General features: G+C 60.4%; 20 protein-coding genes and 1 other RNA gene. 18 read left to right on the forward strand and 3 right to left on the reverse strand.

Annotation, left to right across the window (positions count from 1 at the left end; translation table 11 throughout):
* The first annotated feature begins 110 nt into the window (after nucleotides 1-110).
* Nucleotides 111-1,541 (forward strand): serine hydrolase domain-containing protein, encoded by a 1,431-nt coding sequence (locus PY649_RS01370; RefSeq protein WP_285866292.1) that lies wholly within the window; start codon nucleotides 111-113, stop codon nucleotides 1,539-1,541.
* Here the strand turns inward: PY649_RS01370 and PY649_RS01375 are convergent.
* From PY649_RS01375 to PY649_RS01385, 3 genes are all read right to left on the reverse strand, one after another.
* Complete coding sequence (locus PY649_RS01375; RefSeq protein ID WP_432761310.1) at nucleotides 1,535-2,785, reverse strand: transglycosylase SLT domain-containing protein; 1,251 nt, start codon at nucleotides 2,783-2,785, stop codon at nucleotides 1,535-1,537. The genes PY649_RS01370 and PY649_RS01375 overlap by 7 nt on opposite strands.
* Before the next feature lie 116 nt (nucleotides 2,786-2,901).
* Nucleotides 2,902-3,537, reverse strand: coding sequence for a LysE family translocator (locus PY649_RS01380; RefSeq protein ID WP_285866294.1), 636 nt, complete (start codon nucleotides 3,535-3,537; stop codon nucleotides 2,902-2,904).
* A 59-nt stretch (nucleotides 3,538-3,596) separates the two neighbouring features.
* The gene (locus tag PY649_RS01385; RefSeq protein ID WP_285866295.1) at nucleotides 3,597-4,808 is read right to left on the reverse strand and encodes a pyrophosphate--fructose-6-phosphate 1-phosphotransferase; all 1,212 of its coding nucleotides are present in this window, start codon (nucleotides 4,806-4,808) and stop codon (nucleotides 3,597-3,599) included.
* Nucleotides 4,809-5,096: 288 nt separating this feature from the next.
* On the opposite strand from PY649_RS01385, the gene PY649_RS01390 reads away from it, so the two are divergent.
* The 17 genes from PY649_RS01390 to murB all read left to right on the forward strand — a co-directional run bounded on the left by PY649_RS01390 (nucleotide 5,097) and on the right by murB (nucleotide 23,714).
* Complete coding sequence (locus PY649_RS01390) at nucleotides 5,097-5,807, forward strand: J domain-containing protein (RefSeq protein ID WP_285866556.1); 711 nt, start codon at nucleotides 5,097-5,099, stop codon at nucleotides 5,805-5,807.
* Nucleotides 5,804-6,565 (forward strand): N-acetylmuramoyl-L-alanine amidase, encoded by a 762-nt coding sequence (locus PY649_RS01395; RefSeq protein WP_285866296.1) that lies wholly within the window; start codon nucleotides 5,804-5,806, stop codon nucleotides 6,563-6,565. Before PY649_RS01390 ends, PY649_RS01395 begins: the two co-directional genes overlap by 4 nt.
* 267 nt (nucleotides 6,566-6,832) lie before the next feature.
* Nucleotides 6,833-7,390, forward strand: a complete 558-nt coding sequence (locus PY649_RS01400; protein WP_285866297.1) for a lytic transglycosylase domain-containing protein — start codon at nucleotides 6,833-6,835, stop codon at nucleotides 7,388-7,390.
* A gap of 82 nt (nucleotides 7,391-7,472) precedes the next feature.
* Nucleotides 7,473-8,666 carry an NAD(P)/FAD-dependent oxidoreductase gene (locus PY649_RS01405; protein WP_285866298.1) on the forward strand — a complete coding sequence of 398 codons (1,194 nt, stop codon included), beginning with the start codon at nucleotides 7,473-7,475 and terminating at the stop codon, nucleotides 8,664-8,666.
* A gap of 68 nt (nucleotides 8,667-8,734) precedes the next feature.
* Nucleotides 8,735-9,134, forward strand: an RNA gene (gene rnpB / locus PY649_RS01410) — RNase P RNA component class A.
* A 431-nt stretch (nucleotides 9,135-9,565) separates the two neighbouring features.
* A complete protein-coding gene (mraZ, locus tag PY649_RS01415) occupies nucleotides 9,566-10,006 on the forward strand; it encodes a division/cell wall cluster transcriptional repressor MraZ (protein WP_285866299.1) in 441 nt (146 codons plus the stop codon).
* A 14-nt stretch (nucleotides 10,007-10,020) separates the two neighbouring features.
* Entirely contained in the window at nucleotides 10,021-11,046 is a 1,026-nt protein-coding gene (gene rsmH / locus PY649_RS01420) for a 16S rRNA (cytosine(1402)-N(4))-methyltransferase RsmH (protein WP_285866300.1), read from the forward strand.
* A 1-nt stretch (nucleotide 11,047) separates the two neighbouring features.
* Nucleotides 11,048-11,581, forward strand: a complete 534-nt coding sequence (ftsL, locus tag PY649_RS01425) for a cell division protein FtsL (RefSeq protein ID WP_285866301.1) — start codon at nucleotides 11,048-11,050, stop codon at nucleotides 11,579-11,581.
* A complete protein-coding gene (locus PY649_RS01430) occupies nucleotides 11,581-13,332 on the forward strand; it encodes a peptidoglycan D,D-transpeptidase FtsI family protein (RefSeq protein ID WP_285866302.1) in 1,752 nt (583 codons plus the stop codon). Before ftsL ends, PY649_RS01430 begins: the two co-directional genes overlap by 1 nt.
* Before the next feature lie 66 nt (nucleotides 13,333-13,398).
* Nucleotides 13,399-14,862: a UDP-N-acetylmuramoyl-L-alanyl-D-glutamate--2,6-diaminopimelate ligase gene (locus tag PY649_RS01435; protein ID WP_285866303.1), complete on the forward strand. Its 1,464-nt coding sequence runs from the start codon at nucleotides 13,399-13,401 to the stop codon at nucleotides 14,860-14,862.
* Nucleotides 14,859-16,319, forward strand: coding sequence for a UDP-N-acetylmuramoylalanyl-D-glutamyl-2,6-diaminopimelate--D-alanyl-D-alanine ligase (locus tag PY649_RS01440; RefSeq protein WP_285866304.1), 1,461 nt, complete (start codon nucleotides 14,859-14,861; stop codon nucleotides 16,317-16,319). Before PY649_RS01435 ends, PY649_RS01440 begins: the two co-directional genes overlap by 4 nt.
* Nucleotides 16,320-16,330: 11 nt before the next feature.
* The gene (gene mraY, locus PY649_RS01445; protein WP_285866305.1) at nucleotides 16,331-17,452 is read left to right on the forward strand and encodes a phospho-N-acetylmuramoyl-pentapeptide-transferase; all 1,122 of its coding nucleotides are present in this window, start codon (nucleotides 16,331-16,333) and stop codon (nucleotides 17,450-17,452) included.
* Nucleotides 17,453-17,459: 7 nt separating this feature from the next.
* The gene (gene murD / locus PY649_RS01450; protein ID WP_285866306.1) at nucleotides 17,460-18,872 is read left to right on the forward strand and encodes a UDP-N-acetylmuramoyl-L-alanine--D-glutamate ligase; all 1,413 of its coding nucleotides are present in this window, start codon (nucleotides 17,460-17,462) and stop codon (nucleotides 18,870-18,872) included.
* A 1-nt stretch (nucleotide 18,873) separates the two neighbouring features.
* Complete coding sequence (gene ftsW / locus PY649_RS01455) at nucleotides 18,874-20,028, forward strand: putative lipid II flippase FtsW (protein ID WP_285866307.1); 1,155 nt, start codon at nucleotides 18,874-18,876, stop codon at nucleotides 20,026-20,028.
* 178 nt (nucleotides 20,029-20,206) lie between these two features.
* Complete coding sequence (gene murG, locus PY649_RS01460) at nucleotides 20,207-21,331, forward strand: undecaprenyldiphospho-muramoylpentapeptide beta-N-acetylglucosaminyltransferase (RefSeq protein ID WP_285866309.1); 1,125 nt, start codon at nucleotides 20,207-20,209, stop codon at nucleotides 21,329-21,331.
* The gene (gene murC, locus PY649_RS01465; RefSeq protein WP_285866310.1) at nucleotides 21,328-22,743 is read left to right on the forward strand and encodes a UDP-N-acetylmuramate--L-alanine ligase; all 1,416 of its coding nucleotides are present in this window, start codon (nucleotides 21,328-21,330) and stop codon (nucleotides 22,741-22,743) included. The genes murG and murC overlap by 4 nt, the downstream gene beginning before the upstream one ends.
* Nucleotides 22,740-23,714, forward strand: coding sequence for a UDP-N-acetylmuramate dehydrogenase (gene murB, locus PY649_RS01470; protein ID WP_285866311.1), 975 nt, complete (start codon nucleotides 22,740-22,742; stop codon nucleotides 23,712-23,714). Before murC ends, murB begins: the two co-directional genes overlap by 4 nt.
* Nucleotides 23,715-23,768 lie beyond the last annotated feature (54 nt).

Consider the following 23,768-nt stretch of genomic DNA (forward strand, 5'->3'; position numbering starts at 1 on the left):
AGACCCGCCCAAAGGACCATCATGTGGGCATTTGCGGAACTGCCATGACGATAGGCCTTTCATATTGCAGCGTTTCCTGATTGTGTCCGAATACTTTCGGAGGGTGTGACATGCGTTTGATATCGAGAGTGATCGGAGCTCTTTTTCTGCTGCTGCTGATCATTGTCGCGGGTGGTGCTGTCTGGCTTTGGGTCTCGCCGCCGGAATTGCTGAGGGTCGGCGACGGTTACGCCGCCAAAATCGTCTGCTCGAACACCTTTATTGCCAAGCGCGATCCCGAGCAGGTGTTGGCGGATGATGTGCAGGCACCGGGTAATCCGGCGCTGAAACTCGTCAATGTTTCGGTTGATCGAGACGATGGGGTGGTAACCGCCCGTTTCCTCGGCATGTTTGCACCGAACTATGCTCTCTATCGTGGCGCGCTCGGTTGCACGACGGTGCCGGACGGGGACCTGCAGGCAGCGCGGAGCGCGGCCTTTCTCAATAAAGTGCGGGTGGCCAAAAGCGATTCCCTTTGGCCGGACGGCAATAAGGTCACACTGAATCAGGATGAGACTGGCGTCGTGCTTTCGAAACTCCTCGCCAATCCGGACTTTGCCGGTCCGGCGATGCGTGCCATCGTTATCGTCAAGGACGGCCGTATCGTCGCGGAGGCGTATGGCGACGGGTTCACCAACGCTACGCCGTTGATCGGTTGGTCGATGACGAAGACGGTCAATGCCGCCATCATCGGCCGTCTGATGCTCTCTGGTCGCATGTCCTTCGACGATCAGAACCTTCTGCCGCAGTGGAGCGGCGATGTGCGCAAGAACATCAAGCTCAGCGATCTCCTCGGTATGGAGAGCGGGCTGGCCTTCAATGAAGGATATGGCGCCGTCTCCGACGTGACGCGCATGCTTTATCTCGATCCCGACTCGACGAGGGTTGCCGCCAACGCGCCTCAAGAGGTCGCGGTTGGCGAACGCTTCAGCTATTCCAGCGGCACGGCGACGCTGCTGTCGAGGCTCTGGATGAACAGGCTTCCGAATGAGAGTGCTGCGATCGCCTATCCGCGTGAAGCGCTGTTTGCGCCGCTCGGCATGTCCAGCGCGGTATTGGAAGCCGATGAGCGTGGCACTTACGTCGGCAGCTCCTATCTTTATGCGACGGCGCGCGATTGGGCGCGCTTCGGGCAATTCCTGCTGCAGGATGGCGTCTGGAAGGGCCAGCGCCTGTTGCCTGAAGGCTTTGTCGGCGCGATGCGCACCCCGACGACGTCATCGGAAGGCATCTATACGCAGGTTCAAGCCTGGCTCGCTGGTCCCGGCGGCTCCGACGCGCAGTTCGGCCTGCCGACGGATACGTTCTGGATGCTCGGACATGACGGGCAGAGCGTCGCCATCGTGCCGTCGGCCAATCTCGTGCTGGTGCGCATGGGGCTGACGCCGGGCTGGGTGGACTACAAGCCGCAGATTCTGCTGAAGAAGATTCTGGATATAACGACGCCGGCCAAGACCTCAGGTCCGGCCGACGCTGACAGGGTAGTCCAGGATAATCAGTAATTGCCGTGGGCGATGTCCTCAAGACCCTTGCGCTTGGCATCGAAGTAATAGCCGTGCGCGTAGAGCTGAACGGCATTGACTTCCTTGTTCTCGGTCTTGCTGTCAGCCACCATCCAAGCGCCACGCAGATATTTCGCGGCATATTTGATGTTGGTCTCGGCGTCGAGCAGGCCCGAAGGCGGACCTTCGTAACCCATGGACTTTGCGGTGTTGTATTTGATCTGCATCAGGCCGAAATAACCGGCCCTGTTATAGGCCTTCGGATTGTAACGGCTCTCGCGGTGAACGACGCGGTGGATGAGCGATTCCGGAATTTCGTAAAGCCTAGCATATTTCTGAATGAGCTTCGAAACATAGCTCTTCTCAGCGGTCGGCACATCGGAGGAATCGTCGTTCTGAGGCAGCAGCACCGCCGGAACGACCGTGGGGCCGCTGGCATCGAAGTTGAAATCGTAATGCATGCGGTTATCCACATAACCCATGCCGGGAATCTGTGTGGGCGCAGCAAAGGCAACTTCGGTCGGCGCCATGATTGCTGCATTTTCACCGGGGCGGGGCGTCGGGACGACGGATTGAATGGCGGCCACGTCCGATGTCATCGGAATGGTTGCTTGCGCCGCAGCCACCGAGCTTGCAACAGGCAGAAGTGCGGTATCGCCAGGACGCGCCGGATTCGGGATCGGGATGGCGACGACGGCAGGGATCGGCGGCTCGTCGGAGGCCGCATAGGCAGCCGCTGCGGATGTGTTCGCCACGGGCGTGCCGGTCGCGGTCGCAATAGCGACGGTGCCTTGGTTGGTTGCGTTCGGCACATTCGTCACCGGACCACCCATGCGGTCCTGGGTTGCTTGGACCTGGTTTTGAGCAACCGGACCGACGCCGACGTTCTGAGCAGCCGAGCCGGCACCAACGTTTTGAGCAAAACCGCCGCCAACCCGGTCGGATTTCATCAATACGGCCTGTTGCATCGGCGCCGCCTGCTGCTGCGGCTGGAGTGCTGCCTGCGGCTGGATCTGCTGACCTGCTGCTGCCGGTGCGGTGGATGCCATCGCTACGCCGCCTGAAGGCGATGCAGCACCGACCGAAGCCGGGTTTGTATTCGGATGCGGCACGTTGGTTTGTGCCGACGGGAGTCCTGCCTGAGACGTCTGCTGCTGAGTGCTTGCACACCCCGCTAGAACGCCGCACATCATTGCCGAAAAGGCAACGCTGCGCTTTAGGCTGGGAAATCCGATCGTTACCATTCTGTCACTTTCGAAAAAACCAAACCAAACCTGCGATGCAAATCAGTCACAGGGTCAATAAATTTATGAATCTCCCATTAACCTATCCGTGATCCCCCCGCAACCCTGCACCGTACTCAAGCGGCCATCCGGCGGTATCCGGCGGTGACTGCACCGGCCGCAATCAACAGGGTACCACCCGTCCGGTTGACGGCACGTTGCACGCTTGCCTTGCGGATGAAACCACGCGCCATGTCGGCGACGAAGGCGTAAATCAGCGAATTCAATGCCGCCAAAGTCAGGAAAGTCGCCTCCAAAATAAGAGTTTGCTGAAGGAAGGGCTTCGACATGTCGAGAAACTGCGGAACGAAGGCGATGAAGAAGACGATGCTCTTCGGATTCAGCGCCGTCACAACATAAGCGTGCAGCAGAATCTTCAGCGGTTTTTCCTCGGGAAGGTTGTCATTATCGCCCAACGGTCCGGTCACGATCGGCGCACGCCAGAGCTTAATTCCCAGAAACATGAGGTAGGCTGCGCCGATCAGCTTAAGAATCGTAAACAGAGTCGCTGAAGTCGCGAGAAGTGCACCAAGACCGGCGAGCGAGGCGGTCATCGCCGTGAAGTCGCCAAGCGTCACGCCGGTCACCGTTGCCAGCGCAGTCTTGCGACCGTGGCCGAGCGCATACGAGATCACAAGGAGAATGGTCGGACCGGGTATTGCCAGCATGATGCAGGACGCGGCGGCGAAAGCGAGCCAGGTTTCGATGGACATGGAATCCTCCTCTATTCCTATTCGCCGCCAGCAAAGACATTGGATTTGTGATCCGTCAATTAGGATTGGGCGTATTTTTGCCCGATATGGTCCATGACTTCGGCAAACCACGGCGATGACAGATCGAAAGGCTTGCCGCCCTTGATGCGCGGGAATTCGATGGTGCGCAACTTGCAGCCCTGGCCTTCGTCATGGCCGGTGACGCCGGACACCTTATTCAGTGCGCTTTCGACTGCGAGATCGACCATGCCTTGGATGAGACGCAGGTCTTCGCCATTGGCGGGCGCAGAGCGGGCAAAGTAGCCCGACTTCTGCACCATCGAGCGCTCCGCGCCGAGAAGGGTGGCGAACTGCTTCTGGAACCAGTTGCCGACATTGATGGTATCGATCTTCACATGACCGAAGGCATCGCGCTTGATGGTTTCACCGGCAGCTTCACGCTCGGCGACGATAGCGTCGAGGCCGGCGCCTTCTGAAACGAACAGCGTTACCTGGCCAGTCTTTTCCATGATGGCCTTCAGGCGGTCAGCTTCTGCTTCCATGTCGAAAGCCATTTCCGGCAGATAGAGGCCGTCGATGCTCTTCATGGCGGCATTCATCATGAAGCCCTCGACATATTCATTGGCGCTGGTCTTCTGGATATAGGCGCGGGCAGTCGCCGCCGTCAGCCAACCGCAGCTGCGGCCCATGACTTCATGGATAACGAGGGTGCGCGGAGCGGCGGTCTGCTCGTTGCCGACATTGTCGAAGAAATGGGCGCCGACTTCGGCTGCCGTCCAGGCGCCGAGAGACTGGCGGATCGGCACAACATCATTGTCGACCGTCTTCGGGAGGCCGACCACGGTCAGGTCGTAGCCGTTGGCGCCGAGATAGGCGGCAAGATCGGCCGCCGTCGTGTTGGTGTCGTCGCCGCCGATCGTATGGAGAATGGTGACACCGTCGGAGGCGAGACGCTCAGCGGCGACCCGCAGCGGGTTTTCGCCTTCCTTGACGAGGCCACGCTTGACGCAATCGGCGGCGTTGGTGAGCTTGACGCGGCTGTTGCCGATCGGCGAACCGCCGTAGCGGTGCAACAAATGGGCACGTTCGCGCATCCCGGGTGTGATCTCGATGCGATCGGCAAGCAGAACGCCCTGATAGCCGGAGCGGTAGGCGATAATGTCGAGATCGGGCGCCACGTCGCTGTAGCGCTGGATCAGGCCGCCGACCGCGGAGGAGAGACAAGGCGCCAATCCGCCGGCGGTGAGCATTGCGACTTTTTGTTTGGCCATGGGGATCCTCCTTGCAGCAGGGCTGCTTCATTGCGGTGATTGCCGTTCGAATGGATGCGACAGGCGGGCATGGCTGTAAAGTAAAGAATTTAAGAAAGGCGTGCTTTGTTTTTTCAATCGGGCCATTGGCATGACCCACTGTGCGGCATCGCAAATTGCGGCTTCCAACACGCCATCATTACCGAATTGTGAAAAGTGTTTTCGATTATGCGACCAATGGACCGCTTGAAATCGCAACCATTATTTGATCAACGTGTTTCTTATTCAGAAGGGGTAGTTGAGACCATCATGTCGTTTTGGGAAAAATTGCTGAATGCTGTTGGTAGCACCGCTGGCAATGCCCTGTCGGCGGTGGTTGAAGCCATTCGTACGCTGTTCGAAGGCGATCCGGAAACCCGCCGCAAGGTAGCCTTTTCCGTCGCCATCATCGCGCTTTCCGCCAAGATGGCGAAAGCCGATGGTGTGGTGACGGAAAACGAAGTCAACGCATTTCGCGAGATCTTCGAATTTCCGCCGGATCAGGCGAAGAACGTTGCGCGTCTTTATAATCTGGCCCGCCAGGACGTCGCCGGCTACGAAGCCTATGCCGAGAAGCTGTCGTCGCTCTGCGTGACCTGCGCGAAGAACTGTCCGGTGCTGGAAGACGTGCTCGACGGACTTTTCCATATTGCCAAGGCTGACGGCCTGATTCATGAGAAGGAAATAGCCTTCCTCCAGCACATCGCCCAGATCTTCCATATGAGCGAGCAGCGGTTCGAGCAGATCATGGCCCGCCATGTCAGTGTGGGCGGCCGCGATCCTTATAAGGTACTCGGCGTATCGCCCCAGGATGATTTCACGACCATCCGCCGCCGTTATCATGGCCTTGTTTATGAGAATCATCCCGATCGCCTCGTCTCGCGCGGCGTGCCGGAAGAATTCCACCTCATCGCCAATGAGCGTATGGCGGCACTCAACGCAGCCTACGCGGAAATCGAGAAAGAACGCCGCGCGGCATGAGTTCCTTTTCGGCTGATTTTTTAGGCGCCAGCGTGCAGCCATCGGCAAACCATGGCGAGAGGAAGGATGGGCGAAAGCCAGACATGATCCTTCTGCACTATACCGGCATGGGCACGGCCGAAGGCGCGCTTGACTGGCTCTGCCGCGACGAGAGCCAGGTGTCGAGCCACTACTTCGTCTTTGAGGATGGGCGCGTGATCCAACTCGTGCCGGAGGAGCGTCGAGCTTGGCATGCCGGCAAAAGCGCCTGGCACAGCGAGGCGGATATCAACTCGCTATCGATCGGCATTGAAATTGCCAATGCCGGCCATCCGGGCGGGCTGCCCGACTTTCCCGACGCGCAGGTGGAAGCGGTTGTCGAACTTTGTCGTGATTGCGGCCATCGCTGGGCAATTTCACCTGAGCGTGTACTTGGGCACTCCGATGTCGCCCCTGTCCGTAAGGTCGATCCGGGCGAAAAATTCCCGTGGGCGCGACTGGCCGCAGCAGGGGTCGGCCACTGGGTCGAACCGACACCGATCAGCGGTGGGCGGTTCTTCCAGAAGGGCGATGTGGGACAGCCGATCGAGGCGCTGCAATCCATGCTCTCGCTCTATGGTTACAATACCGAAATTACAGGCGAATTCTCCACGAAGCTGGAGGGTGACGTCGAGGCTTTCCAGCGTCATTTCCGCCAGGAGAGGGTGGACGGGATCGCCGATTTTTCGACCATCGACACACTGCACCGGTTGCTCTCCGCACTGCCTCGCTTTTCGTAAGGTTAGGCGGATCTCCATTTTGCAATGCTAAAAAAACCGTAGCGCGCAAAATGCGTAACGTGCTTCAGCGCCACATCATTTCCCTATTATCTCCGCATTGCGCTGGTCTAACGACGCCCGCTTAACGGCGGTCGCGCAAGTCTGGTTTGTGTGTCGCGCGGCCGTAAAGACTAACGGGGACCGTGCACTCCGGCGGCTCTTTTTGCCTCCCGCCGGACTGATGGATTAGTGCTGTCCGCGATCCCGCGCCTGGAGACAAAAGACTACATGAAAAATCTGACTATTGCCGCTGCGGCGTGCGTGAGCGTGCTGCTGACAGGATATGATTGCGCCTTTGCAGGCCCACACGACACTAAAACCCAGACCCTTCCTCTAAAGATCATCACGCGAACCACCGGCTATGCCGCACCGAATGCTTCTACTGAATTGCACGATGCTGAAAATTCCTTCGCCGCGCAAAATCCCTACTCAGCCGTGATCGCCAAATACGCCAAGCAGAACGGCGTGCCGGTCGAACTGGCAACCGCTGTTGTTCAGATCGAAAGCAACTTCAATCCAAAAAAGCGCGGCAGCGCCGGCGAGATCGGCCTGATGCAGATCAAGCCCACCACCGCAAAGCTGATGGGTTATTCCGGCAGCGCCAAGGGACTTTACGATCCCGACACGAATATCAAGTTCGGCATGAAATATCTCGCCATGGCGCAGAAGCTTGGCGGCGGACCGACCTGTAATACCATCCTCAAATACAATGCCGGTCACGCGGCGACTCACATGAATCCGACCTCGCAGCAATATTGCGGCAAGGTGCTGGCGCTCCTTGACTAATGGCTGCTTTCGAGGGGATTGCGGGTAGGGCGGAACCGCTTTCCATGTTATCGAGTTCGCGAACATTTGCGAGGGACATAACATGGCAGCGGATTTCAGGTTCATCGTCGTCGGTCGGGGAATGATGGGGGCGGCTGCCGCCCGCCATCTGGCAAAACAGGTGGATGGAGTGGCCGTCATCGGCCCGGACGAACCCGAAGACCGCGCGAACCATCGGGGTGTTTTCGGCAGTCACTACGATGAAGGCCGCATCACCCGAACCATCGATCCCGACGCCGATTGGGCGCGGCTCGCCAACCGCTCGATCGCCCGCTATGCCGAGATCGAGCGCGACAGCGGCATCCAATTCTACGCACCCGTCGGCTGCCTCGTGGTAGGGCCGAAGCGAGGCGGCGCCCATACCTATGTCGATAATGTCGTTGCTGCCGCCGCTCGGCTCGGCGTCCAGACGGAACTTCTGGATGATGCGGGGCTGAAGGCGAAATTCCCCTTCTTCTCCTTCGCGCAAGGCAGCGAGGGCGTCTTCGAGCCGCACGGCGCCGGTCATATCAGCCCACGGCGGCTGGTGAAGGCGCAGTCGCTGCTGGCGGAGAAGGCAGGGGCTCGCATCATCAAGCAAACCGTCGTCTCGATCCGCGACGAGGGTGCTCTGGTGACCGTCACCACCGCGGAAGGTGAGACGTTCAGGGCGGAGAAAGTCCTCCTCGCAGCTGGCTGTTTCTCCATTGCCGAGAATCTGTTGCCGCGGCCTGTTGAGATGAAGGTTTATGGTCGCACGGTGACCTTCTTCGAGGTGAGCGAGGCGGAGGCCGAGACACTTTCGGCCATGCCGTCGCTGATATCTTCCAAGCCCGACGATATCGACAGCATCTACCTGCTGCCCCCGATCCGCTACCCGGATGGAAAATACTATATCAAGATCGGCGGCGATCCGGATGACCTCCAGCTCGACAGCGAGACGGAACTGCGCACGTGGTTTCGAACCGCCGGTCGCGACAAGGCGCGCGATCACCTCACGCGGATTATCCACGAGCTGGTTCCGAGCGTGACGGGTCCGGCGGCCTTTACCAATTCCTGCGCCGTTTCCTATTCGCCGACGACCTATCCGATGATCGGTTACACGTCGTCATCGCGCGCCGCCGTTCTGACCGGCGGTTGTGGCACGGCGGCGAAAAGTTCCGACGAGATCGGCAGACTCGGGGCCGAATTGTTGCTCGAAGGTCGAATCAAGGATGACGGCTACCATACGGATTTCTCTGCGCATTTCCGCGCTTAGGCCGATGGGAAGAGAAAGCTGCATATTTCGGTGGCAATTGCCGGCACTCTCGGCTAATGGAGCCCCTGCCAGTTGGCCGGGCAGCCGCGCCTCACCAATGCCGAAAGGCGGTGGGGTGAGGAAAGTCCGGGCTCCACGGAAACACGGTGCCGGATAACGTCCGGCGGGGGTAACCTCAGGGAAAGTGCCACAGAAAGCAAACCGCCTGGTCCTCGGATCGGGTAAGGGTGAAAGGGTGGGGTAAGAGCCCACCGCGTCTCTGGCAACAGCGGCGGCACGGTAAACCCCACCGGGAGCAAAACCGAATAGGGATGACGCGGATCGCGCAAGCGGTCCAGCCTGTTTCCGGGCCGGTCATCCGGGTGGGTTGCATGAGGCGCCGCGCAAGCGGCGTCCAAGATGAATGGCTGCCACGTTCCGGCCTCGGTCGGAGCCATACAGAACCCGGCTTACAGGCCAACTGGCAAACTGTCCTTCGATGAGGCCGATGCTCATCGTTTGCCCTGTGGAAACATTTTTTCAGGCCGCCGAAACGCCCGGTTTTTGAGCCGCTCCATTGTGTCGGGGGGAGGCGTTTTCGTCCGTGAAAACAATCCGTTTTGGCACCTTGGCTTAGAGCGATCCTAACCTTTCGTTAAACTTAACAGCTTATGAATATTCAGGCTGTGGCCACGTCTGTGTGGCTTCATCCCATTGACGCCCATATGGTCCCATGGTATCCCAAAAGCACACTGCACAAGGGCAAATCATCGCCCATTTATCGCAAAGCCGTGATCCCTCCTTTCTTGGAGGTGTCGGAGGGGTGTTCTCTCTTTCGGCTTGCGAAGCTGTGTCCGATTTTGGCTGTGTCTGCGGGCAAGTGATCGCCCGTATGTCATGGGAAACGGGTGTTTCGCGTCATGAACCGCTTCCTGTCAAATGCGACCAACAGAATAGATGCCAAAGGCCGGGTGTCCGTGCCTGCGGTATTCCGTTCCGTGTTGGCAGAGCGCAATATCCAGGAGCTGTATTGTTTCCAGGATTTTGTGTTCCCGGCGATCAGCGTCGGCGGCCTCGATCTGCTCGATCGGTTCGAGCGGCAAATCGCGGCGGACGATCCTTTTTCGCCGGCGGCGAACCAGATGTCGCTCCTGATCCACGGCGGCGGGGTCTTCATGAAGCTCGATGCGGAAGGGCGGCTGATGGTCACGGATTTCATCCGCGATTTCACCGGTATCGCCAACGAGGTAACCTTCGTCGGGCGGGCGGATCATTTTCAATTGTGGCAGCCGGAGGCTTTTCAAGCCTTGCAGGCGCAGGCACGAGAGGAGCGCAGGCTGGCGGGCAGGCGCTCGGAATAGAACGGGGAAACGGAATGGTGGCGAATCCTGGCGGAGGCTCGACTGATGCCGGTGGCGGACCGGTTCGCCACATTCCGGTTCTTCTTGCGGAAGTGCTCGAGGCGTTGGCGCCGGCTGCCGGCAAGGTCATTCTGGATGGCACGTTCGGTGCCGGTGGCTACACCTCGGCTATTTTGGCGGCCGGTGCGGATGTGATTGCGCTCGATCGCGATCCAACGGCGATTGCGGCCGGCGAGCCAATGGTTGCCGCCCATGCCGGCCATCTTTCTCTCATTCATTCGCAGTTTTCTCAGCTTGCTGATCATGCGCCGCAGGGTGGGCTCGACGGTGTCGTGCTGGATATCGGCGTTTCTTCGATGCAGCTCGACGAGGCTGAGCGCGGCTTCTCGTTCAGCAAGAATGGGCCGCTGGACATGCGGATGTCGGCAAGCGGCGTATCGGCGGCCGATGTCGTCAATCGCGCCAAGCTGGCCGATCTCATTCGCATCTTCGCTTTCCTTGGGGAAGAAAAGCAGGCGCCGCGCATTGCGCATGCGATCGAAAAGCGGCGCGCGGAAGCGCCGTTCGCCACCACCCGTGATCTCGCCGGACTGATCGAGATCGTCACGCCGCGTAAGGCCAAGGACAAGATTCATCCGGCGACCCGTGTCTTCCAAGCGCTGCGTATTTTCGTCAACGACGAGCTCGGCGAACTGGCGCAGGCTCTGTTTGCCGCTGAGCGGGTCTTGAAGCCGGGCGGGCGCCTGGTCGTCGTGACCTTTCATTCCCTGGAAGATCGGATCGTCAAGAAGTTCTTCGCTGATCGCTCCGGCCGCGCCGCGGGCTCGCGTCACATGCCCATGGTGCATGAGCGACTGGCGACCTTCGATCCCATCGGCAAGTCGATGGTTTCAGCCAGTGATGCCGAGGCGGAGGCCAATCCGCGGGCGCGTTCGGCAAAGCTGCGCGCGGGTCTTCGCACGGCTGTCCCAGCCGAGGTTGCCGATCTTTCGATCTTCGATCTGCCCAATCTCGCCAGTCTCGGAAAGCTCGGAGGTTGATATGCTGAAGACTTTTGACATCGTTCTGATTGGCGTCATGACGGCGATGGCCTCCGTTACCTACACCATCAAGCATCGTGCCGAGCTGAAGCTCGAAGAGGTCCATCGCCTCGAATCGGAGATCAAGCTGGAAAGGGACACGATCGAACTTCTGAAGGCGGACTGGGCGCTGGTTGTGCAGCCCAACCGCCTGGAGCGATTGGTCAATAACTATAGCAATGAACTCAAGCTGCAGCCGACGCTGTCGACGGCGATCGTGCAGCCGAACGAATTGCCGATGCCGCGCGCGCAGCTTCCGCCCGAAATCGTTGCCGATACCAAGGATGGCGCGAAGGGCGGCAGCGCCAAGCCGCCTGGCAGCAAGAATGCCGTGGCGGCGTCGAAGAATGGCGACACGACCGATGCGGAAATCAGGAAGGCAATTGCCGATGTCGCCGCCGCTCCTGCGCCGCGTCCGGTCGCCAAGGCGCCGTCCTTGCTGAAGCGCAAGAAACAAGAAGTCGACAATATCGCAACTGGATCGGTGGACGAGTGATGTCTTTTCTTTCGCGCATCATGGTCTTGAAAAGCAAGGCGCATTTCTCCACCGACGGCAACAATCGCCCGAATGACGGTTTCAGAGGCTCGACCTTCGAAGGTGCCCGCAAACGCAAAGCCAACCAGGCCAAGAGCCGTGTCGTTCTGTTGGTCGCGAGCTTTGCTGTCGTCTATTGCATCATCGGCGGCCGTCTTGCCCAGTTTGCCATGACACCGCCGGATACGACGTCGAGTATCCTGCCGCCGGACCGGCTCATGGCGTCGCGCCCTGACATCATCGACCGCAACGGCGCCCTGCTTGCCACTGATATTCGCACGGTGTCGCTGTTTGCCGAGCCGAACAAGATTATCGATCCCGATGAGGCGGTCGAGCAGTTACGCACCGTCCTGCCCGACCTCGACACCAAGGGCACCTATAAGAAGCTCGCCGTCAAAACCTCGCATTTCGCCTGGCTTCGCCGCCAGCTGACGCCGAAACAGCAGAGCCAGATTCTGGCGCTCGGCATTCCCGGTATCGGCTTCCGTCCGGAAAAGCGCCGCTTCTATCCGGGCGGCTCGACCGCCGCCCATATTCTCGGCTACGTCAACATCGACAACCGCGGCGTTACCGGCATGGAGAAATATATCGACGACCAGGGTCTCGCCGACCTCGCGGCTGCCGGCATGACCAGTGACCAGCCGCTGCAGCCGGTGAAGCTTTCGATCGATTTGCGCGTGCAGGACATCGTCCATGATGCCGTCGTCAACGCCGTCAATAATTTCCAAGCGAAAGGTGCGGGTGCGGCGGTACTTGACGCTCGCACCGGCGAGGTGCTGGCCATGGCGTCTGCGCCCGACTTCGATCCGAACAATCCGAACGAGGGCGCTGCGGAAGGCTGGCTCAACCGCATGACGAACGGCACGTTCGAAATGGGCTCGACGTTCAAGACCTTCACCATGGCGATGGCGCTCGATTCCGGCAAGGTGACCTTGCGTGACGCCTTCGACGCCACCAACCCGATCCGTATAGGCGGGTTCACCATTCACGACTTCCACGGCCAGCATCGTGTGCTGACCGTTCCGGAAATCTTCCAGTATTCCTCCAACATCGGTACGGCGAAGATCGCCGATCTCGTGGGCATCGATGCACACAAGGAATTCCTGACCAAGATGGGGCTGCTCACCAAGATGGATACCGAGCTGCCGGAAGTGAAGATGCCGAGCCAGCCGCATGTGTGGAAGAAGATCAACTCGATCACCATTTCCTTTGGCCACGGTGTCTCCACCACGCCGTTGCAGGTGGCGGTCGCTGGTGCGGCTCTCGTCAACGGCGGCAAGCTGATCGAGCCGACCTTCCTGCCGCGCACCCGCGAGCAGGCCGATGCGATCGCCAAGATTGTCGTCAAGAAGAGCACCAGCGACGACATCCGCTTCCTGCTCGATTTCAACGGCTCCAAGGGCTCCGGCCGTGCCGCCCGCGTACCCGGCTATGACGTCGGCAGCAAGACCGGTACGGCCGACAAGGTCGTCAACGGCCGCTACTCGCACACGCTGAATTTCAACACCTTCCTGGCCGCATTCCCGATCGACAATCCACAATATGTCATCATGACCTTCTGCGACGAGCCGAAGACCGGTGAGCACGGCGGCACGATCTCGGCCTATACGGCAGCGCCGATCGCTCGTGATATCATCGCTCGGGCCGCACCCATCCTCGGAATCCAACCCAGCTTCGGAAACGGCAACTCGGCCTTGCTGGTGTCTTATTAAGCGTGAAAGAATACACGGGTCGATTCGCGAGGGGCGGACTGATCAAGAAGGCGAAAAGTATATTCGATGAACTTGCGGGACATTGCCGGAACAGCATTTCCGGAACTCAACGAACAAGTCGGCGGGACACTTGGCGATCTTGAGATAACAGGCCTTTCCGCCGATAGCCGTAAGGTTGCACCCGGCATGGCCTTCGTAGCCGTCGCCGGCACGAAGGCCGATGGCGCTAGTTTCATTGCCGACGCCGTTTCGCGTGGTGCCTCCGTCGTTGTCGCCGGCCATGGTGCCGTTGCCACTAGCGTGCCGCTGCTGACCGTTGCGGAGCCGCGCCGTTTCCTCGCAGTCGCGGCTTCGCGCTTTTACGGCCGGCAGCCCGAGACGATGGTTGCCGTTACCGGCACGGCCGGTAAAACTTCGGTCGCGTCGTTCACCCGTCAGATATGGGCGCATGCGGGTCATCCGGCCGCGATGATCGGCACGACCGGCGTTGTCTCGCCGACGCGCAACGATTACGGCTCGCTGACGACGCCCGATCCGGTGTCACTGCATCAACTGCTTGCCGAGCTTGCAAACGAAGGTATTACCCATGCGGCGATGGAGGCCTCTAGCCATGGCCTCGACCAATTCCGTCTTGATGGCGTCCGGCTCGCTGCGGCTGCCTTCACCAATCTCGGTCGCGATCATATGGACTATCATCCGACGGTCGAGGACTATATGGCCGCCAAGATGCGGCTGTTCCGTGATCTGTTGCCGAAGGGCTCGCCGGCGGTGATCTTCGCCGACGATGCATGGTCGGAACAGGCTATCGCGGCTGCACGCGACGCCGCGCAAGAAATACGCACCGTCGGGCGCAAGGGAGATTTCCTGACGCTGAAGCGCGTCGAGCATTTCCGTCATAAGCAGGTCGCCGAAGTTCATATCGGTGACGATATTTTCGAGGTTCATATTCCACTTGCCGGCGATTTCCAGATCGCCAATGCGCTCGTTGCTGCGGGTCTTGCCATTTCCACCGGCGTTGCCGCGCCGCTTGCCATGGGTGCGCTGGAGAAGCTCGTCGGCGCTTCCGGTCGATTGGAGCTTGTCGGTCATACCCATGACGGCGCACTTGCTTATGTCGACTATGCACACAAGCCGGATGCTTTGGAAAACGTGCTGAATTCAGTGCGGCCGTTCACCACCGGCCGCGTCATCGTCGTTTTTGGTTGCGGCGGCGACCGCGATCGCGGCAAGCGCCCGATCATGGGCGAAATCGCCTGCCGTCTGGCCGATGTGGTTGTCGTTACCGACGATAATCCGCGATCGGAAGAGCCGGCGGCGATTCGTGCGGAGATCATGACGGCGGCGCCGTGCGCCACGGAGATCGGCGATCGCGCCAAGGCGATCCGCGAGGCGGTCGGCATGTTGACATCCGGCGATACGCTGATCGTCGCGGGCAAGGGGCATGAGGAAGGTCAGACGATCGGCAGCGTTACGCTGCCTTTCTCGGACCATGCCGAACTGCGCAAAGCACTGGAGGAGGGAAAGTCTTGAGCTGGCTATGGACAACTGAAGACATGATCGCCGCCATTGCGGGCCGCTCTTTCGGAGCGCTGCCTGAGGGCGTTACGGGGATTTCCATCGACAGCCGTTCGATCAAGCCAGGCGAAGCCTTCTTCGCGATCAAGGGCGATCGCGTCGATGGCCATGACTATGCCAATCTGGCGATGGCGAACGGCGCTGCATTGATCGTGATCAGCGAGGCGCGGCTGCCGGCGATGGGCCGGCTGACGGTGCCGAAGATCGTTGTCGACGACGTATTGGCAGCACTTGCCAGGCTGGGCGTTGCCGCCCGCCTGCGCACGCATGCGCGCATCATCGCCGTCACCGGTTCGGTCGGCAAAACCACCACGAAGGAGATGCTGCGCCGGACGTTGTCGCCATCGGGCGAGGTGCATGCCTCCGTCGCCTCCTTCAACAATCATTGGGGCGTGCCGCTGAGCTTGGCGCGCATGCCTCAGGATACTGATTTCGGTGTCTTCGAGATCGGCATGAACCATCCGGAGGAAATCCGGCCACTGACGAAGATGGTGCAGCCGGATGTGGCCATCATCACCACCATCGCCCCGGCTCACCTCGGCAATTTCAAGAACATCACCGAGATCGCCGCCGCCAAGGCGGAGATTTTCGACGGCGTCGTGCCGGGCGGTCATGTCATCCTCAACCGCGACAACGACCAGTTCGATTTTCTGGAGCGCGCCGCGCTGGCCGCTGGCGTCGAGCATGTGCACAGTTTCGGCCAGCATGCCAAGGCGGACGTGCGGTTGGCAGAATTCAACGCATCGGAAGAGAATTCGACGCTATGGCTGACGATTGGCGGCGAGACGATGGAAGTGGCGATCGGCGCGCCCGGTCGGCATATCGCAGAAAACGCATTGGCCGTTCTCGGCGCGGTGATGCTGGTCGAGGCCGATCTCGACAAGGCGGTCGACGCGCTGGCGACGCTGCGGGCGGAAAAAGGCCGAGGGCAGCGCCACAAGCGCGCTATCGGCAACGGCTATTTCACGCTGATTGATGAGAGTTACAACGCCAATCCCGCCTCCATGCGCGCGGCTATCGCGCTGCTGGCGACGTCGTCGCCGGATGCGAATGTCGGCAGCAGAGCGGGCAGGCGGATCGCCATTCTCGGCGACATGTTGGAAATGGGGGATTATGCCCAGCGAGTGCATGCCAATCTCGCCGGTCCGCTGCTGGCGGCCGGCATCGAGCATGTCTGGCTGGCAGGTCCGGAGATGGCGGCGTTGAGGGATGCGCTGCCGGAAAGTGTTCATGTCGAATATCGTGAGACTACGGAGGAACTCGCGGAATTCGTGCTCAACTCGGTCGCCCCAGGCGACGTTTTGATGGTGAAATCATCGCTGGGGATAGGGTTCGGGAAGATCGTGGCAGCTTTGCTTGACAAGTTTCCAGCATTCCCCGACACGGAGCCCCATTCCCATCAGGGGCTTTAGAAAGGGCTCTTATGCTGATCTGGCTTGCCGAACTGTCGGACCACGTTCATTTTTTCAGTACTCATTTCAGATTTCTCAATCTGTTCAGATATATCACGTTCCGCACCGGCGGCGCATTGTTCACTTCGGCGTTGATCGTCTTCCTCTTCGGGCCGCGAATCATCTCCTCCCTGCGCGTACGCCAGGGCAAGGGACAGCCGATTCGCGCTGACGGTCCGCAAACACATTTCAAGAAGGCCGGTACGCCGACCATGGGCGGCCTGATGATATTGGCCGGCATCGTCGTGTCGTCAATGCTGTGGGCCGATCTTGCCAACGTCTATGTGGTCGCAACGCTGCTGGTTACATTGGGCTTCGGTGCCATTGGCTTCTATGACGACTATCTCAAGGTCACGAAGCAGAGTGACAAGGGCTTTTCCGGCCGTGCGCGCCTCGGCATCGAATTCCTCATAGCCGCCATCGCCGTTTACTTCATGATGAACACGGCGCTGTCTTCCGGCACCGCCGGTTCGACCTTCGGTTCGTCGATCGCGTTCCCGTTCTTCAAGAATTTTATGCTCAATCTCGGCATATTCTTCGTGCTGTTCGGCGCTTTCGTCATCGTTTCCGCGGGTAATGCAGTGAACCTGACAGACGGTCTCGACGGGCTTGCCATCGTGCCGGTCATGATTGCCGCTGCCTCTTTCGGCATTATCGCCTATCTTGCCGGCAATTATGTCTTCGCCGACTATCTGGCGATCAACTTTGTGCCTGGCACCGGCGAATTGGCCGTGGTGCTCGGCGCAGTTATCGGCGCCGGTCTGGGCTTCCTTTGGTTCAATGCGCCACCGGCGGCTATTTTTATGGGTGACACCGGTTCTCTCGCACTCGGCGGCATGATCGGTTCGGTGGCGGTTGCCACCAAGCACGAGATCGTCATGGCAATCATCGGCGGCCTTTTCGTGCTGGAGGCGCTCTCGGTCATCATCCAGGTCGGCTTCTTCAAGATGACCGGCCGCCGCGTCTTCCTGATGGCGCCGATCCACCATCACTTCGAGAAAAAGGGCTGGACAGAAAGCCAAGTCGTGGTGCGCTTCTGGATCGTTGCGGTCATCCTGGCGATGGTCGGCCTTTCGACCCTGAAGCTCCGGTGAGGCGGCGATGATCCCTGTCACCACGCTCAAGGGGAAAAAGGTCGCACTCTTCGGCCTTGGCGGCTCGGGTTTTGCCACCGCGCGGGCGCTTGTCGCCGGCGGCGCCGAGGTGACCGCCTGGGACGACAATCCCGACAGCGTGGCGAAGGCCGGCGCCGAGGGCATTCCCGTCGCCGATCTTAGAACCATCGATTGGAACGGGCTATCTGCCTTCGTGCTGTCGCCCGGCGTGCCGCTGACGCATCCGAGGCCGCACTGGACCGTCGACCTCGCTCATGCTGCCGGCGTCGAGGTCATTGGCGATGTGGAGCTCTTCGTCCGCGAGCGGCGCGCGCATGCGCCGGATTGCCCTTTCATCGCCATCACCGGCACTAACGGCAAATCGACCACGACGGCACTGATCGCCCATATCCTGCAGTCGAGCGGCCGCGACACGCAGCTCGGCGGCAATATCGGAACGGCCATCCTGACGCTGGAGCCGCCGAAGGCGGAGCGCTACTATGTCGTTGAATGCTCCTCCTATCAGATCGATCTCGCCCCGACACTTAATCCTTCCGCCGGCATTCTGCTCAATCTGACGCCCGATCATCTCGACCGGCACGGCACGATGCAGCACTATGCCGATATCAAGGAACGGCTGGTGGCGGGCAGCGACGTTGCCGTCATCGGCATCGACGACAGTCATTCTTCGCTGATTGCCGATCGTGTCGAGCGGGCGGGTGTTAAGGTAACACGCATCTCGCGGCGGCATCCGTTGGCCGACGGACTTTATGCCGAGAGCAGTCGTATTATCCAGGCGTCGACCGCGGCGGCCTCGGAGATAGCCGATCTCGACGGTATCCAGACGCTGCGCGGCGGGCACAATGCACAAAACGCTGCGGCTGCAATCGCCGCTTGCCTTGCGGTCGGTGTATCGCCGGATCAGATTCGCGCGGGGCTCAAATCCTTCCCCGGTCTCAAGCATCGCATGCAGCCGGTTGGCCGACGTGGCCGCGTCGTTTTCGTCAATGATTCGAAGGCGACTAATGCGGACGCCGCCGCACCGGCGCTCTCGAGCTACGACAATATCTACTGGATCGCCGGCGGTTTGCCGAAAGAAGGAGGGATCACGACGCTGGCGCCGCTCTTTCCCCGCATCGCCAAGGCCTATCTGATCGGGGAAGCGGCCCCCGCGTTCGCGGCGACGCTCGGCGAGCAGGTGCCCTACGAGATATCAGGCACGCTGGAGCGAGCCGTCGCCCACGCGGCAGCCGATGCGGACAGGGATGAACATGCGGTGTCGGCGGTGATGTTGTCACCGGCTTGCGCAAGCTTCGATCAGTACAAGAATTTCGAGGTCAGGGGTGATGCCTTCGTCAGCCATGTGGCTGCGATCGAAGGTGTCACCATGCTGGTCGGTTCAGCAACTGGAGGCAATTGATATGGTAAGCCGCGTTGAGCGTGGGGCCTTGGCCGATTGGTTCTGGACCATCGACCGTGTGTTCCTGGCACTTTTCATTCTCCTGATCGGTATTGGGTTCATGCTCTCCTTCGCGGCGTCGCCCGCAGTCGCCGAGCGCATTGGGCTCGAACCCTTCCACTTCGTCAAGCGTCACGCTCTGTTCCTCGTTCCGGCGATCGCGACGATGATCGGCATTTCCTTCATGTCGCCGCGGCAGGTGCGGCGCACGGCCGTCATCCTGCTGATCGTGTCGCTGGCGATGATGCTTTTTGCCCTGTTCTTCGGTGTCGAGGTCAAGGGGTCGCGGCGCTGGGTCAACATCGCGGCGCTCTCTGTCCAGCCGTCGGAATTCATGAAACCCGCCTTCGTCGTCGTCTGCGCCTGGCTGTTCGCCGAGCATGCGCGCCAGCCGGAAATTCCGGGCAATCTCTTTGCCATCATCCTCTTCGGCATCGTTGCGGCGCTTCTCGTTGCACAGCCCGACCTTGGGCAGACGATTCTCACCACCGCCGTCTGGGGCGGCATGTTCTTCATGGCCGGCATGCCCTGGCTGTGGATCGGGGTACTCGGCGGTCTCGGTGCCGGCGGCTTCGTGGCTGCCTACTACGTCTTCCCCCACGTGGCGCTTCGCGTTGACAAGTTCATGACAGGCGAGGGCGATACGTTCCAGGTCGATACCGCCAAGGAAGCGATCATTCACGGCAACTGGTTCGGCGTCGGCCCGGGCGAAGGCATCGTCAAGCGCATCATTCCGGATGCTCACACCGACTTTATCTTCTCGGTGGCTGCCGAGGAGTTCGGTGTGGTCTTCTGCATGGTGCTCGTCTGCATATTCGCCTTCCTGGTGCTGCGCGGCCTGTCGCATGCTTATAGGGAAAAGAACGATTTCAACCGCTTTGCCGTCGCGGGTCTGGTGCTGCAGATCGGTATTCAGTCGATCATCAATGTCGGCGTGAACCTGCAGCTGCTGCCGGCCAAGGGCATGACCTTGCCGCTGATCTCCTATGGCGGATCGTCGATGACCGCCATTTGCGTAACCGCAGGCTTCATTCTCGCGCTCACGCGCCATAGGCCGGAAAAGAGGGCTCAGGATCGCACGCTCTTCCGCGTGACGCATGGATTGCCGGCGGAGTGATCGTGTTGGACTCGTCTACACTCCCCCCGCATTTCCCGGACGACGCCTATTCTTTGTTCGCTTTCGCAAGGATGGGGGTCTATGAAGGACGCTTGACGTACGTCAGTGACGCGGGGATGGCGGCTTCCTATATTAGGGAGATGCCCTGTGTAGAGGGGTATTCGCGGGAGCGAAGATCATGAGTAAAGGTATTATCCTGCTTGCCGCCGGCGGAACCGGCGGCCACGTATTTCCTGCCGAGGCGCTGGCCTATCAGCTGAGGGAGCGCGGCTATTCCGTGCACCTGGTCACCGACAGCCGTGCCGAACGCTATGCCGGCAAGTTCCCGGCCGATGAGATTCATGTCGTGCCGTCGGCAACGATCGGCTCCAAGAGCCCCATAAAGGTCGCCAGGTCGCTGTGGACGCTGTGGACGGGCATGCGCGCTGCGCGCAAGCTCATCCGCAATATCAAGCCGCTGTGCGTCGTCGGCTTCGGCGGCTATCCGACCGTGCCGCCGCTGCTTGCCGCCACCCGCATGGGCGTGCCCACGATGATTCACGAGCAGAACGCCGTCATGGGCCGCGCGAACAAGGCGCTCGCGGGGCGCGTCCAGGCGATCGCCGGCGGCTTCCTGCCGGAGAAGGGCGGCGCGTTTCCTGAGAAGACGGTGACGACCGGTAATCCCGTGCGTCCCGCCGTCATCGAAGCGGCAAAGCGGCCCTATGTGCCATCCGGCGCGGATGATCCTTTCAATCTGGTCGTTTTCGGCGGCAGCCAGGGTGCGCAATATTTCTCCAAGGCGGTGCCGACGGCGATCAGCCTGCTGGAAGAGCCGCTGCGCAAGCGGCTGCGGATCACGCAGCAAGTGCGTCCTGAGGACATGGAGACGGTCAATAGCTGCACCAGGCGGCTGGAGATGGACGCCGATGTCGCGCCTTTCTTCACCGACATGGCCGAGCGTATCGGTGCTGCGCATCTCGTTCTCTGCCGGTCCGGCGCTTCGACGGTGTCTGAACTCGCCGTCATCGGTCGCCCGGCGATCCTCGTGCCCTATCCCTACGCCCTGGATCACGACCAGGCGGCCAATGCGGCCGCTCTTGCGGCGACGGGCGGGGTGAAGGTCATCGCACAAGCCGAGCTGACGGCGGAGAAGTTGTCGACGATCCTGCGCGGCGCGATGACGATGCCGGAGAAGCTCGCAAAGATGGCGGCGTCGGCCAAGCAGGCGGGCAAACCGGATGCGGCGAGCTTGCTCGCCGATATGGTAGAGGCTATTGCCGCAAAACGTTCAATTCAGGAATTCAAGGGGGCGGGCGCATGAAGCTGCCGAAGGCTATCGGCCTTGTGCATTTTATCGGTATTGGCGGTATCGGGATGAGCGGCATCGCCGAGGTGCTGCATAATCTTGGCCATCGCGTGCAGGGGTCCGACCAGTCGGAGAGCGCCAACGTGCAGCGGTTGCGCGACAAAGGAATCCCGGTTCATATCGGTCACAAGGCGGAGAATCTCGGCGACGCCGAAGTCGTGGTGGTTTCCACGGCCATCAAGAAGAACAATCCGGAACTCGTCGCCGCGCGCGAAAAGCTGCTGCCGGTCGTGCGCCGCGCTGAGATGCTGGCCGAGCTGATGCGCTTCCGCAACGCCATCGCCATCGGCGGCACGCATGGGAAGACCACGACGACCTCGCTGGTTGCCACCCTGCTTGAAGCCGGTGGGCTAGACCCGACCGTCATCAACGGCGGCATCATCAACGCTTACGGCACGAATGCCCGCATGGGCGAAGGTGAGTGGATGGTGGTGGAGGCCGACGAATCGGACGGCACGTTCCTGAAGCTGCCCGCCGACGTCGCGGTCGTTACTAATATCGACCCGGAGCATCTCGATCACTACGGCAATTTCGACGCCGTGCGCGCCGCCTTCGGGCAGTTCGTCGAGAACGTGCCGTTCTACGGCTTCGGCGTCATGTGCCTCGACCATCCGGAAGTGCAGGCTCTGGTCGCTCGCATCGAGGACCGCAAGGTCATCACCTATGGCGAAAATCCGCAGGCCGATGTGCGCTTCATGAATGTGCGCATCGACGGAACGCGCTCGTTGTTCGACATCGAAATTCGCAGGCGCCGGACAGGCAAGGTGATCCAGATCAAGGATCTCGTCATGCCGATGCCCGGCCGGCACAATATTTCCAATGCGACAGCGGCGATCGCCGTCGCCAACCGGCTCGGCATCTCCAACGAGGCTATCGCGAAAGGCCTCGCCTCCTTTGGTGGTGTCAAACGTCGCTTCACGCTGACCGGCGAATGGAACGGGGTCAAGGTCTTCGACGATTACGGTCATCATCCGGTCGAGATCAAAGCTGTGCTGAAGGCGGCGCGTGAGGCTTGCAAAGGCCGCATCATCGCCGTCCACCAGCCGCATCGCTATACGCGCCTGTCGAGCCTGTTCGAGGAATTCGCCGCCTGCTTCAACGATGCCGACAGCATTTTCCTGGCACCGGTCTACGCGGCCGGCGAGGATCCGATCGAGGGTGCGGATTCGCAGGCGCTTGTGTCGCGGATCAAGGCAGGTGGCCATCGCGATGCACGCTATCTGCCGTCTCAAGAGGATCTTGCCCGTATGGTTGCAGAGATTGCGCGACCGGGTGATTTTGTGGTTCTCTTGGGGGCTGGTAGCATCACTTATTGGGCAGCTTCATTGCCAAAGGAATTGGAAGGCCTTTCGGGTAAGTCCGCATGAAACAGGTAAATGGGGAAAAGCTTCTGGCGTCGCTCGGCGACAGCATTAAAGACATTCGCGGCCGGTTAACGCCGGATGCGCCGATGGATCGCGTCACATGGTTTCGTGCCGGCGGGTTGGCGGAGCTGATGTTTCAGCCGCATGATACGGACGATCTGATCGCTTTCCTGAAGATCCTGCCGGCCGAAGTGCCGTTGACGGTGGTCGGCGTCGGCTCGAATATCCTGGTGCGCGACGGCGGCATTCCTGGCGTTGTTCTGCGCCTGTCCGCCAAGGGCTTCGGTTCGGTCGAGCTTGCCGGTGAGAACCGCATCCTGGCCGGTGCCATTTGCCCGGACAAGCACGTCGCCGCCATGGCCATGGATAACAGCATCGGCGGCTTCCACTTCTTCTACGGCATACCCGGCGGCATCGGCGGCGCGGCGCGCATGAATGCCGGCGCCAATGGCTGCGAAACGCGCGATCGCGTTGTCGAGGTGCATGCGGTCGATCGCAAGGGCAAGAAGCATGTACTGACCAATGCACAGATGGGATACTCCTATCGCCATTCGACGGCATCGGACGATCTGATCTTTACCCATGTTCTTTTCGAGGGCTATCCCGAGGATCGAGCCAAGATCCGGGCCGAGATGGACGCCGTGCGTGCGCATCGCGAGACGGTGCAGCCGATTCGCGAGAAGACCGGTGGTTCGACATTCAAGAATCCCGAGGGACATTCCGCCTGGAAACTGATTGACGAAGCCGGCTGCCGCGGCCTCGTCATCGGTGGCGCGCAGATGTCGTCGCTGCACTGCAATTTCATGATCAATATGGGGCAGGCGACCGGCTACGATCTCGAATATCTCGGCGAGCAGGTTCGGCGTGAGGTCTTCGAGAAATCGGGCATCAAGCTGGAATGGGAAATCAAGCGTCTCGGGTGCTTCATGCCCGGCCGCGAGGTCCGGCCGTTTCAGGGGGTGACGACGGAATAAGCTTTCCGCCGCCTTTCCGTTTGTGCAACGATTCAACAAAAAGGCCGGGTTTTC

Source organism: Rhizobium mayense, assembly GCF_030272705.1.
Lineage (GTDB): Bacteria > Pseudomonadota > Alphaproteobacteria > Rhizobiales > Rhizobiaceae > Rhizobium > Rhizobium mayense.